The organism is bacterium, assembly GCA_023150945.1.
Classification (GTDB): domain Bacteria; phylum Zhuqueibacterota; class Zhuqueibacteria; order Zhuqueibacterales; family Zhuqueibacteraceae; genus Coneutiohabitans.
Window position 1 is genome coordinate 63093 of the sequence record JAKLJX010000007.1, and the last position, 12695, is coordinate 75787.

The 12695-nt window shown below is 60.9% G+C and carries 9 protein-coding genes; 4 read left to right on the forward strand and 5 right to left on the reverse strand.

Going from position 1 to position 12695, the window contains the following annotated elements:
• Positions 1–255: 255 nt before the first annotated feature.
• The 4 genes from L6R21_11235 (at position 256) to L6R21_11250 (ending at position 8686) form a co-directional block, all read left to right on the forward strand.
• Positions 256–1617 (forward strand): amino acid permease, encoded by a 1362-nt coding sequence (locus tag L6R21_11235; GenBank protein ID MCK6559759.1) that lies wholly within the window; start codon positions 256–258, stop codon positions 1615–1617.
• Positions 1618–1661: 44 nt separating this feature from the next.
• Complete coding sequence (locus L6R21_11240; GenBank protein MCK6559760.1) at positions 1662–2732, forward strand: pyridoxal phosphate-dependent aminotransferase; 1071 nt, start codon at positions 1662–1664, stop codon at positions 2730–2732.
• Positions 2733–3284: 552 nt separating this feature from the next.
• Positions 3285–5918 (forward strand): carbohydrate binding family 9 domain-containing protein, encoded by a 2634-nt coding sequence (locus tag L6R21_11245; protein ID MCK6559761.1) that lies wholly within the window; start codon positions 3285–3287, stop codon positions 5916–5918.
• A 506-nt stretch (positions 5919–6424) separates the two neighbouring features.
• Positions 6425–8686: a carbohydrate binding family 9 domain-containing protein gene (locus tag L6R21_11250; GenBank protein MCK6559762.1), complete on the forward strand. Its 2262-nt coding sequence runs from the start codon at positions 6425–6427 to the stop codon at positions 8684–8686.
• Between the two features lie 115 nt (positions 8687–8801).
• On the opposite strand, the gene L6R21_11255 is transcribed toward L6R21_11250, so the two are convergent.
• From L6R21_11255 to L6R21_11275, 5 genes are all read right to left on the reverse strand, one after another.
• On the reverse strand, positions 8802–10118 hold the full coding sequence (locus L6R21_11255) for an MFS transporter (GenBank protein ID MCK6559763.1): 1317 nt from the start codon (positions 10116–10118) through the stop codon (positions 8802–8804).
• A 67-nt stretch (positions 10119–10185) separates the two neighbouring features.
• Positions 10186–10392 carry a DUF2892 domain-containing protein gene (locus L6R21_11260; GenBank protein MCK6559764.1) on the reverse strand — a complete coding sequence of 69 codons (207 nt, stop codon included), beginning with the start codon at positions 10390–10392 and terminating at the stop codon, positions 10186–10188.
• Positions 10393–11069: 677 nt separating this feature from the next.
• The gene (gene trxA / locus L6R21_11265) at positions 11070–11396 is read right to left on the reverse strand and encodes a thioredoxin (GenBank protein ID MCK6559765.1); all 327 of its coding nucleotides are present in this window, start codon (positions 11394–11396) and stop codon (positions 11070–11072) included.
• 216 nt (positions 11397–11612) lie between these two features.
• On the reverse strand, positions 11613–12068 hold the full coding sequence (locus L6R21_11270; GenBank protein ID MCK6559766.1) for a YeeE/YedE family protein: 456 nt from the start codon (positions 12066–12068) through the stop codon (positions 11613–11615).
• Between the two features lie 15 nt (positions 12069–12083).
• Positions 12084–12581: a YeeE/YedE family protein gene (locus L6R21_11275; GenBank protein ID MCK6559767.1), complete on the reverse strand. Its 498-nt coding sequence runs from the start codon at positions 12579–12581 to the stop codon at positions 12084–12086.
• Between the last annotated feature and the right edge of the window lie 114 nt (positions 12582–12695).

Below are 12695 nucleotides of genomic sequence, written 5' to 3' on the forward strand. Positions count from 1 at the left end.
CAGCATCCGCAAGCCCCATGGGGCGGAATAGGACCGCGGTGTCGGGATCGTTTGCAGGCAATTCTATCTCGCCCCGTCGGGGCTTCATACCCGAGGCGGTGGCGTTTTCCAGGGCGATGCCCTTCGATCTCACCTCTGTCCTCGTTGGGGACGCGAAATTGCGGCGGGGACTTTTTCCAGGGCGATGCCCTTTGCTGTCACATTTGTCACCGTTGATCTGATACCGTTACCCACTTCCCATTCCAAGGAAGAACCTTGAACCCCTCACACGATGCCCCCGCACGCACTTCTTCTGCTGCCCCGCCGCAACTCTCCCGGCGGCTCGGTTTGTTCGACGCCACCATGCTGGTCATGGGCGGCATCATCGGCTCGGGCATTTTCATGAATCCCTACGTCGTCGCGCAGCAGGTGCACACGCCGTTTCTCATCTTGGGCGCGTGGCTGTTCGGCGGCGTCATTGCCTTGCTCGGCGCCTTCATCTACGCCGAGCTGGCTGCGCGCCTGCCCCAGGTGGGCGGGCAATATGCCTATCTGCGCGAAGCCTATCACCCGCTGGTGGCGTTTCTTTACGGCTGGTGCCTGTTGCTGGTGGTGCAAACCGGCGGCATGGCCGCGGTGGCCGTCACCTTTGGCCGCTATTTTCTCGAGCTCACCGGTTTGGCGCTCGCGGATTGGCTGGTCGCGGCCGCGGCGCTGGCGGTGCTGACGCTGGTCAACTGCCTGGGCGTGCGGCCAGGCAGCACGGTGCAGAGCATGCTGATGCTGCTGAAAATCGCTGCGATCGTCGGCTTGGTGGTGTGCGGCTTCTGGCTGGCAGGCGAATCCCACCTCACCTGGCAGCCCCTGCTGGACCGCCCGCCGGGCCTGCCGTTGCTGTCGGCAATGGCGGCCGCCATCATTCCGGTGTTTTTTGCGTACGGCGGCTGGCAAACGTCGAGCTTTGTGGCCGGCGAAATGCGCAATCCCGGCAGAGATTTGCCGCGCGGCTTGCTGCTCGGCGTCGCAGGCGTGATCGTGCTGTATCTGGCGGTCAATCTCGTGTGCGTGCACGTGCTGGGCGCGGCGGGACTCGCGCAAACCAACGCGCCCGCCTCGCAAGTCATGCGCGTGGTGCTCGGCGAAAAAGGCGCGGCAGTGATCGCGATCGGCATTGCCATTTCCACCCTCGGCTTCCTGAGCCAGGGCATTCTCACCGCGCCGCGCGTGTATTTCGCGATGGCGGAAGACGGCGTGTTCTTCAAAGCCGTGGCGCGGCTGCATCCCAAGACGCACGTGCCGGTGACCGCGATTGCGTTGCAGGGACTGTTCGCCATCATCATCGCCTTCTCCGGACGCTATGAACAGATTCTCAACTACGTCGTGTCCGTTGATTTCATTTTCTTCGGATTGACCGCCACCTGCCTGTTCGGGTTGCGCCGGCGGGAAAAAGCGCGGCCGCCTTCCGCGGGCTATCGCATGCCGGGCCATCCCTGGAGCACGGCGTTCTTCGTGGCCGCGTGCTGGTTGATCGTGCTCAACACCTTCATTGCCTATCCGCAAAACACCTTGATCGGCCTGGTGATTTTGCTCGCCGGCATTCCGGCGTTTTTCTGGTGGCGGCGAGAAAAACCGCAGTGAAAGAATCATTCCCAAGGCTATCAGGTGCAATCATGAACCGCGTCATGAACTCGCCCTACATGGAATGGGCCAAGCTGCATTCCGGCAGCCGTTACAATCTCGCCTCCAGCGGTTTGGTGAACTATCCGCTGGCGGAATTGCAGGTGACGCTGGCCGATCTCGAATTGACCGGGCCGGCCGGCTATGGCTACGAGCCGCTGCAGCAGGCGCTGGCGCGCCATTGCGGGGTCGATCCCGCCTGCGTGGTGACGGCCAACGGCACGTCGATGGCGAATCATCTGGCAATGGCGGCGGCGTTTGCGCCCGGCGAAGAAGTTTTGATCGAGCACCCGACCTACGAATTGTTGACTTCCACCGCGCAATTTCTCGGCGGCCGCGTGCGGCATTTCAACCGCAATTGGGTGGACGGGTTTCGCGTCGATCCCGCCGAGGTCGAACGCGCGCTCACGCCGGCCACCAGACTCATTGTGATTTCGAATCTGCACAATCCCAGCGGCGTGTACACGGACAATGATACGCTGCGGCGCATCGGCGAACTTGCGCAGCGGGTGGGCAGCCGCGTGCTCGTCGATGAAGTCTATCGCGAAGCCATGTTCGAGGCCAGGCCGCCGAGCGCGATTCATCTCGGCGAGCAGTTCATCGTCACCAGCAGTCTCACCAAAGCCTACGGCCTCAGCGGCCTGCGCTGCGGGTGGATCCTGGCCGCGCCGGACTTCGCGAAGCAGATTTGGCGCTTGAACGATCTCTTCGGCGTCAATCACCCGCACGTGGCCGAGCGCTTGAGCGTGCTGGCGCTGGCACAAATCGCGGGCATCACTCGCCGCGCGCAAACCATCCTGCAGGCAAACCGCAGCGCCTGGCATGCCTTTCTCGATTCCCGGCCCGATTTGCAGGCCGTGCCGACCGAGTTCGGTATGATCAGTTTTCCACGGCTGCGGCCGGGCAACGTCGAGGCTTTGTGCACGCGGCTGCGCGCGAAGTATGACACCACGGTGGTGCCCGGTCACTTTTTCGGCATGCCGCAGCATTTTCGCCTTGCCCTCGGCGGGCAGGTGGAAATGGTCGCCACGGGTTTGCAGCGATTGGCGCAGGCGCTCGATGATTTGCAGGAGTGATGCACTTGCCCTGCCCTTAGTCCTACAACGTTGAGTCGAATTCTACTGCACAGACAACGAGCATCAAGAGGGCGAAAGGTAGCAGCGAAGGGCAACGCCCTGGAAAATCGATAACCATTGCGTTACCACCAAGCCCCACCTGGGCGCCATAGAACCACGTCAGGAATACCGCCTCTGCAGGGCTAAATGCGACAAATCCTATCGGTTCCCAGGGCGCTGCCCGTGGACTATTCCATGCGACCCCGTCGGGGTCAACCCGGCCTTCTCAACGCGGAGAGTGTATACCTAATTGCAGTATTAGATAATCACCCGTTGTGGCGGTGCTCCTTCCACAAAGCCCGATGAACCCTGCCGGCAGCAGCCATTCGTCACAAGGCCGGCAACCTTTCCCCCTCCACCTCCGTCGAAGTCGCAGAGTTTTTTCTCTTCCCCCCTGGTAACTTTTTAAGATTTGCGTTGTCTTAAGGGCCAGCAAGCCACGGGCGCAAAGTTGGGAATGGCCTCCGCTCCCACCCTTGCTGTGCCGCATTTCTCTTTTGCAGGAGCTTCCGCATGACCAGCAAGTTACTCACTGCCGTGCTGTTGCTGCCGGCCGTGGCACTCGCCGCGGCCACCCAGCCCGCCGCCAAAAAGATGTATCACACCAAACACCTCAATCCGCATCCGCCGGTCATCGACGGCCGCCTGGACGATCCGGTCTGGGAAAAACTCGAATGGGCCGGCGATTTTACCCAGCGCGAACCGAATGACGGCAAACCACCGTCTCTGCAAACCAGCTTCAAAATCACTTACGACGACAAAAATCTCTACATCGGCATTCGCGCGCACGACGACCAGCCGGAGCAGATCGTGCGCCGCGTCACGCGCCGGGATTCTTTTGACGGCGACTGGGTCGAGATCAACATCGATAGTTACTTCGATCACCGCACCGCTTTCTCCTTTACCATCAATGCCGCGGGCGTGAAGGGCGATGAAGCCGTTTCCAACGACGGCGAGAACTGGGACGCCAACTGGAATCCGGTGTGGTTCGGGGAAGTGGCGGTGGACGACCAGGGCTGGTGCGCGGAGATGCGCATTCCCTTCAGCCAGTTGCGCTTCGGTGACAAGGAGGCGCACGTGTGGGGCATGCAAGTACAGCGCCGCATCTTCCGCAAGCAGGAACGCTCGGTGTGGCAGTACATTCCGCAAAACACCGCGGGCTGGGTGAGTTACTTTGGAGAATTGCACGGCCTGAAAGGCATTCAAGCGGCGCAGCGCATCGAGATTCTGCCCTATGGCGTCAGCAGCCTGCGACGCGCTCAAGAGCAGGCGGGCAATCCCTTCGCGACCGGCGAGCATCGCAAACTCTCCGGCGGACTCGATGCCAAAGCCGGCGTCACCAGTGATCTGACTTTGGACCTCACCCTCAATCCCGATTTCGGCCAAGTCGAAGCGGATCCTTCCGAAGTCAACCTCACCGCCTTTGAATCCTACTTCCAGGAAAAGCGGCCGTTCTTCATCGAAGGCCAGAGCATTCTCGATTACCGGCTGACCGGCGGCGACGGGTCTTTTTCCAACGACCGGCTGTTCTACTCCCGGCGCATTGGCCGCGCGCCGAGCCTCGCACCGGAGCTGGCGGACGGCGAATTCATTGCAATGCCGGAGAATTCCTCGATCGTGGGTGCCGCCAAATTGACCGGCAAAACGCAAAGCGGACTTTCGCTCGGCCTGCTCGAAGCCGTGACCGAGGAGGAGGAAGCAGAGATCGCTTTCAACAGCGAGCGCCGCCGCCAAGTCGTGGAACCGCGCACCAATTATTTCATCGGCCGCGTGCAGCAGGATTTCAACCGCGGCACGAGCGCCATTGGCGGCATGCTTACCGCCACGCATCGCGATCTTGCGGGGACCCGCATCACCAGCCTGAACCGCGCCGCTTACTCCGGCGGCGTGGACGTACGCCATCAATGGCATGACCGCAAATACTATCTGGAAGCGCTGGGCGTGGTCAGCCACATTCGCGGTGACCGGGCGGCAATTGCCGAGGCGCAACAAGCCTCGCAGCGATACTTTCAGCGCCCCGACGCCGATTATCTCGAGTTCGACCCGAACCGCACCTCCTTGACCGGACACGGCGGCAATTTGAGCGTGGGCCGCGGCGGCAACAGCCCCGTGCGCGCGAATCTCGCGGTCACCTGGCGGTCGCCGGGCTTGGAGTTGAATGACGCCGGTTTCATGCGCCAGGCGGACCGCGTGATGCAATCGCTGTGGCTGGGCTACCGCTTCACCAATCCGGTCGCGATCTTCAATCGTTTGAACCTCAATGTGAATCAATGGCAGGGCTGGAACTTCGGCGGCGAGCCGGTTTTCAGCGGCGGCAACATCAATGGCGGCGGGCAACTGAAGAACTACTGGTACGTCTGGCTGGGCGTGGGGCGCGAGGGCGAGGATTTGGCCACCACGGCCTTGCGCGGCGGGCCGGCGTTGCGGCTGCCGGCGCAGTGGAATCAGTGGATCACCGTGGAAAGCGATCAGCGCAAGGCAGTGCAAGTGGGCGTGAACAGCTTCAACAGTTGGGAAGACGTGGGCGGCACGCATTACCACGAAGTCGGCCTCTGGTTGGCATTCCGTCCCCTCAACGCGCTGTCACTCCAGTTCAATCCCTACTACGGCTTCAATCGCGATGAATTGCAGTACGTGAACACGCTTGCGCACGGCGCGCAGAGCCGCTATGTGTTCGGCCGGTTGCAGCAGAAAACCGTGGCGTTGACCGCGCGCGTGGACTACAGCATCACGCCGAATTTGTCGGTGCAATACTACGGCCAGCCGTTCGTCTCCGTGGGGAAGTTCTCCCAGTTCAAGCGCATCACGGCGCCGCGCGCCGATGATTATGCCGAACGCTTCCACGTTTTCACCAATGAAATCGCGCGGGAGGAAGCGAAGGGACTGTTGCAGGTGGATGAGGATTTGGACGGCAACACGGACTACGCCTTCGAAAACCCGGATTTCAACTTCCAGCAATTCCGCTCGAACTTGGTGGTGCGCTGGGAATACAGCCCGGGCTCGACTGTCTTTCTGGTGTGGTCGCAGGGCCGCACCGGCACGAATCCGGCCGGCGGATTTTCCTTCCGGAATAATTTGAATGATCTGTTCAACGTTTATCCCGACAACGTCTTCTTGATCAAACTGAATCGCTGGTTTTCGCTGTGAGCGAGGGCGCGCCGGCGGCCGGCAGAAGAGGCCGGGGCATCGGCAGAACTCTCCAGCCGCGTCCGGACTCTGCCACACGAAAACGCCGTGACTGCTCGCACTCGTGCCGCGCGGACATGGGCGATGAAGGCGGCGGTCTCAGCCGGTGACCGTGAGGCCGCCAACCACTTCCGGCTCGACGACCCTGGCAGCGCGCGCTGCCTTCTGCAAGTCAACAGCGCGTGCCGAGGCGGCCGCTCGGGCCGGTGTTGTTTCCATGCCTGCATGCCGGGGAGGATCCCGCCGAACGCGAGGGGTTGAACGTCGCCGCGACCGAGCAGTCTCAAGCCTCGCAAACCCTGAAACAAGTTGCCGCGGTTTTTCCCGGCCGCGCAGCGTCCCACCGTCGAGGTGAAACGAAGAAAACAAGACGGCTTGGTGTCGACCTGTCACAATCGCGCGCGGCTCCCGTATAAGCCTGCCGTCTTCTCTCACCCCTCGGCACGCCGTCACCAGGAGAATTGAACATGCGCACTGCAGCCACGCTTAGCCTATTGCTCATCGGCCTAGCGGCTTTTGCCCGCAGCCAGCCGGATGATAGCCGCCCGTTTCAGCCCAACGTTCTACCGGCGCTGGAAATTCGCCGAGCGGCCGCGCCCATCCAAATCGATGGTGAGCTTGATGATCCCGGTTGGCAGGAGGCCGTGGCGGCCACGAATTTCGCCGAGATCCGTCCGGGCGATCAGAGCCGGCCGCCGGTCAACACCGAGGCCCTGGTGGCCTACAGCGACACCCATCTTTATCTTGCCTTCAAAGCGGCGGACAGCAACCCGGGCGCCATTCGCGCCTCCCTGCGTGACCGCGATCAAATGTGGCAGGACGATTTTGTCGGCATCATCCTGGACACCTACGGCGACGGCGCCTGGGCGTATGAGATTTTCGCCAATCCGCTGGGCGTGCAGGGCGACGCGCGCTGGACCGCGGAGAATGAGGACGACGGTTTCAATCTCATCTTTGCCTCCCAAGGCAAGATCACCGCCGCCGGCTATCAGGTGGAAATGGCGATTCCCTTCAGCAGCCTGCGCTTTCCGGACAAGCCGAAGCAGAATTGGCGCATCACTTTCTTTCGCACGCACCCGCGCGACAGCCGCCGCCAGTATTCCTGGGCGAGCGTGAGCCGGGACAATCCCTGCTTCCCCTGCCAATTCGGAACCCTGAGCGGAATCAACAACGTCAAGCCGGCCGGCAAGCTCGAGCTGCTGCCCTCGGTCATCGCGTTTCAATCGGGCCGCTGGCGGGATTGGGAGGATCCCGGCGCCGGCCTCGCCAACTCGAAGGTCGACGGCGAAGCCTCGCTGGGCGTGCAGTTCGCCTTTACCCCCAGTCTCACCGCGGAAGCCACTTACAATCCGGATTTCAGCCAAATCGAATCCGACGCCAGCCAAATCGACGTCAACACGACGTTCGCATTATTCTACCCCGAGCGCCGGCCGTTCTTTCAGGAGGGCAGTGATCTGTTCAACACCTGGTTCAACGTGTTCTACACGCGTTCGATCAACAATCCTGTGCTGGCCACCAAACTGGTCGGGCGCCTGAATCGCACCAGCATCGGCTACGTTCTGGCGCGCGACGAAAACTCGCCAGTCATTCTGCCGTTCGAGGAACGCAGCGCGTTCTTGAGCGCCGGACGCAGTACCTCCAACGTGCTGCGTTTGAAGCGAACTTTTTTGGAAGATTCCTATCTCGGTGCGCTCATCACCGACCGGCGCCTGGAGGGCGGCGGCGCGGGCAGCATCATCAGCATCGACGGCCTCTGGCGCTTTCGCCGCAATTACCGTCTCGAACTGCAAGCGCTGTTGAGCCACACGCAGGAACCGGACAACGCCGTGCTCACCGCCGAGATCAGCGCGCGGCAAAGTACGTTTGATCGCGGCCAACACACCACCGCGTTTGATGGCGAATCGTTTTGGGGGAATGCGGTCTACGCCAGCTTCGAGCGCGAGGCGCGGCACTGGAGCTTCGATTTTGATTATGTCGGATCGAGCGCGACCTTCCGGGCGGATAATGGCTTCATTACCGGCAATGATCAGCATCAGTTCGTCTTGTGGAACGGTTACGATCTCTACCCCAATACCCGGGTGGTTGACCGCCTCACGCCCAGCCTGGTTTTTGGCCGCTTTTTCAATTACGCCGGCGAGCGCAAGGATGATTGGATCCGGCCGCGCTTGAACCTGCAGCTCAAAGCGCAAACCAGCGTCTTCCTGGGCAGCGTGTTCAGCACCGAACGCTTTCGCGGCAAGGAATTCCCCGGCATTCGCCGCCTAGAAATCGAAGTCAACAGCAATTTCAGCAAACCGCTGAATCTGGGATTTTGGCTGGCGCACGGCCGCTTCATCGCCCGCAACCTGGCGGACCCGGTGTTGGGCAGCGGCACGGATCTGCAGGCGTGGGCCACGATCCGGCCGCTGAGCCGCCTGGTGATCGAGCCTTCATTCCTGCATGCGCGACTGCGCCATCCCAACCACGGCCCGGAAATTTTCAACGGCTACATTGCGCGCACGCGCCTGAACTATCAATTCACGCGCGAGCTGTTTCTGCGGCTGGTGGCGCAATACAATGATTTCGACCAAGTTTTGAATATCGAGCCGCTGCTGAGCTACAAGCTCAACCCGTTCACGATTTTTTATCTCGGCACGACGCATGCCTTCGAAGAGCTGGGCGCGCACCGCGATTTCACCCAAACCCAGCGCCAGTTCTTCATGAAATTTCAGTACCTCTTGCGCGTGTGAGCGGCGCCGCGGCGCACTGCGCAAGTTTCCGGGCAATTCTTGTGCAGTCCCCGGAATCCCCTCACGCCTGCAAACGGCAATCTTCGCAGCAGGGCTGGACTACCTCAAAAAAACATTAGGAAATTGTGGCGTTCGTGCAGTGAGGTTGGCGGGCGTTGGCGTGCGCGCGGCCGGGCAGGGTTTCCGACATAACGGCCACGACAATGATTCCGGAGAGAAAAGTGAGGCCGGCAACCGCCGCGATTGCGGTGGTCAAGTTGAAAACATCGGCAAGCAGTCCGGCCGCGAGCGCGCCCACGGCATAGCCCGCGTCGCGCCAGAGCCGGTAAACACCCACTGCCGAGGCGCGCCAGGCCGGCGGGGCAACGTCTGAAATCGCGGCCAGCAAAGTGGGATAAACCAGCGCCGTGCCCGATCCCAACAACACCGCGCCGGCCAGCCACGCCGAGAAATCCTTTCCGACGACGAACAGCGCAATGCCGAGCGCCTGCACCACCATGCCGAGGGCGATCATCCATTTGCGGCCCCAGCGGTCGCTGAGCGCGCCGGTAAAGAGCTGGCTGATTCCCCACACGCCGGGATACACTGCCGCAATGAGGCCGATATGGCCGAGCGACAATCCCGCGGCCGCGAGAAAGATCGGCAACATCCCCCATACCATGCCGTCGTTGAGATTATTCACCAGGCCGGCCTGGCTGGCGGCAAACAGCGTGCGATTGCGCCAGGTGGTGAGCCAAAACACGGAGCGGAAGGAGGCGGACGCATTGTTGTTGGCGGAGGGTCGCGCCGGCGGCAGCAAGGCAGCTTCCTGCGCAACGTGCCGTCGGGTCTCGTGCACGAAAAAAATCGAAAACAACAATCCCAGCAGGCCGAACGCCAGGCCCGGATAGAAGGGCGCCGGCCGCAGTCCGTACTGCGCCGCGAGGTAGCCGGATGCCAGCGCCGCGAGCGCGACGGCAAGATAGCCGGCAAATTCGTTCAAACCCATCGCCAGGCCGCGCTGCTGCGGGCCAACGAGATCGATCTTCATGATCACCGTCGTTGACCAGCACAAGCCTTGATTGATCCCCAGCAGAACGTTGGCGAAGACAATCCAGTTCCAATTGGGCGCGTAGATGATGAGCAGCGGCACCGGCAGACCCAGCAGCCAGCCTGCAATCAAAATGGGCTTGCGGCCGAAACGATCCGACCAGCGCCCGGCCATGACGTTGGCCAGGGCTTTCACCACGCCGAAGCTCACCAAAAAAGAAAGCACCAACGATTTCGAGACCAGCCCGAAATCGTGCTCGGCGATCAACGGCACCACGGTGCGCTCCAGGCCCACCAAGCCGCCGACAAAGGCGTTGATCAGCACAAGCAGGGTGAATTGCCGCCAATTCGGCCGCAATCCCAATTCAACCGGCCCGCCTTCATGTTGGTGCTTGCGAAACATTCAGATGACTCAAAGCCTGCCGCCGCTCGGCAACAGGATTATGCCGCGGTGATATCCGCTATTCTCATCATGGCCGCGCCGGTTTGGCCGGGCAGGTGCTCAATCCGAAAAGCGCGTAGAGCGGGCACCAGGAAACCAGGCCGGTGAGCAGGGGAATGAATCCCACCAGCGCGAGAAAGCGCAGATTGCCCTCGAGCACGAAATACAGGCTGAAGAGCACCAGCGCCAGGATCAGGCGAACGGTTTTATCAAGGGAACCGACATTTGCTTTCACAACTCACCTCCGTAGCGAGTGATACTTCATTCAAATGAGTTTTCATTCAACAGCGTGTCCGCTGCTTTGCACACCAGCTAGCACATTGACCGCTGGTCTTCCGTGACTATGCCGCAGAGCAATCAAAAAAAGTGAGCGGACTGCATTCGTGGTTCCGGTGAGAATCCGGCGAGAAGAAAAACCTCACGGCTCAGCACGCCGCCTGGATCCATTCGTGTCTGTCGGAAAATACACCCACCTCGGCTGAGCCGAGGTTGCTAAAACTTCGCGTGGCGTGGAAACTCTGAGGATTTTGAGGCAACGGCCAAGCCGTTGCAGGAACATTCTCCCAAAAGCTCGCGCTTGCGGACAGACACCAGGCACACCCGTTTTCTTACGCGGCACGGACGCCGCCGCGCGGGCCTAATTCGCGTCTGTCGGAAAACGTTCCCACCTCGGCTGAGCCGAGGTTTCCAAAACGCCGGGCGTCGTCAAAACTCCCGGGATTTTGAGGCAACGGCCAAGCCGTTGCAGGAGCACTTCATTCAAAAGACCACAATTTCGGACGGACACTAATTTACATCCCTTCAAAAACACTACCGCCCGGGCGCTTCGTCATGAAGAGCAGCGAGTTCTATTCGGCTTGTGCACGCTGCGAGGCCGAGCGCCCGGGCAGTCTCTTCATTTCCGGACAGACGCTAATTCGCCAGCACTTGATCAATGTGGCTGGCAATGACTTTTTGCGGTACGGCGCCGACGATGCGATCCACCACTTTGCCGCCCTGGAACAGCAGCAGCGTGGGGATGCCGCGAATGCCCAGCTCCGAAGGCATGAAATTGTTGTCGGCGTCCATCTTGCCGACTTTCACCTTGCCGGCGTATTGCGAGGCAATGGCTTCCACTGCGGGCGCCACCATGCGGCAGGGCATGCACCAATCCGCCCACACATCAACCAAAACCGGAATGGCGGATTCCAATACTTCCTGCTTGAAATTGGCATCAGTGATTTCGATAGGCTTGCTCATGATCATCTCTCCTGTTCAAGATTGATTTCATCCGTTTTGCAGCATTGCTGGCGGAATCAGCGAACATAGGCACGATCACCTCGTGCTTGCTTGCCTTGCTTTGTGCAAGTGATCCCGCGTGTCATTCAAAAGGAATCCGGTGAAAAACTTGGCGCTGTGCTCACCTCTTCCCAGGATCCTTGCGGGATGACACTGGTGGCGACCATCCTTTCGGCTTCAAGCCGTTTCCACGCGGGCGGCCGCACCAGCCACCGCACGCGCCGCTTTGGCCTTGCTCTCCCGCAGGCCGTAAAGGTAGGTGCCGAGAAAAACACCGAAGAGCGTGAACAGCGCGCCCAACTTGCCCTCGCCCAACATCGCGAGCGCCGTGCCCGGGCAGGCGCCGGCCAGGCCCCAGCCCAGGCCGAACAGCACGGAGCCGGGGATGAGCGAGGATTTGTAGGGCTTGCCCTTGAAGGCGATGGGCTTGCCCTCGAACAGCGTGCGGGCTTTCATGGCTTTGAGCAGCGCGACACCGAGCGCGCCGAGCGTCGCGGCCGTGACAATGACCCACAAGAGCTGGAAATGCTCAAACAAGAACAGCTTGGCGTAGAAATCGTAGGTGGTGGCACCTGCGCGGCTGAGAATGAAACCGAACAGCGCCCCGAACAACAGAAACGAGTATTTCTTCATGATCATTCTCCTGAATCAGGCCAGCAGCCGGAAGAGCAACTGCACCATGATAATTCCACCCACGAAGAAACCGGCGGAAGCGAGCACGCTGGGCGGATTGAGCATGGACATGCCCGCAATGGAATGGCCGCTGGTGCAACCGCCGGCCATGCGCGAACCGTAGCCGATCATCACGCCGCCCATGATCAGCACCAGGCCTTTGGCCCACAGCGCCTGCGGCAGCACGCTGTCATACATCTGGCCCATCGAGAAGCTGGCGACGATTTCACCCGGTGAGGTCAAAGCGCCCAGCAGGCCGCCGAGCGGAATGCCGATGATAAACCAGAGCCGCCAGTTGTTGGCGGTTTCATATTCGCCCTCGTGAAAAAACGAGGCATTCGAGACAAAGCTACAGACGTTGCCGAAACCAGTGGAGGCGCCCAAGGCATTGCCGGAGACGAGCCACTGCAGCAGCGCATACGTGCCCACTGCCAGCCCGCCGACCCAGCCGCTCCAAACGATGACTTCCGTCATGTTCGAACCTCGCGAAGAGTGAATGAATGGACTTGTGTTTGATTTGAATAATCAGACTGCGCGGCAAACCGGAAGCGCAAGCCCTCCGGTGTGCGGCAGGAGATCCGGCAGCAA

Bases quoted from the DNA above. Each gene is read 5' to 3' on its own strand.
- L6R21_11240 (MCK6559760.1), top strand. From the start codon at position 1,662: ATGAACTCGCCCTACATGGAATGGGCCAAGCTGCATTCCGGCAGCCGT.
- L6R21_11275 (MCK6559767.1), bottom strand. From the start codon at position 12,581: ATGACGGAAGTCATCGTTTGGAGCGGCTGGGTCGGCGGGCTGGCAGTG.
- L6R21_11245 (MCK6559761.1), top strand. From the start codon at position 3,285: ATGACCAGCAAGTTACTCACTGCCGTGCTGTTGCTGCCGGCCGTGGCA.
- L6R21_11270 (MCK6559766.1), bottom strand. From the start codon at position 12,068: ATGAAGAAATACTCGTTTCTGTTGTTCGGGGCGCTGTTCGGTTTCATT.
- L6R21_11255 (MCK6559763.1), bottom strand. From the start codon at position 10,118: ATGTTTCGCAAGCACCAACATGAAGGCGGGCCGGTTGAATTGGGATTG.
- trxA (MCK6559765.1), bottom strand. From the start codon at position 11,396: ATGAGCAAGCCTATCGAAATCACTGATGCCAATTTCAAGCAGGAAGTA.
- L6R21_11250 (MCK6559762.1), top strand. From the start codon at position 6,425: ATGCGCACTGCAGCCACGCTTAGCCTATTGCTCATCGGCCTAGCGGCT.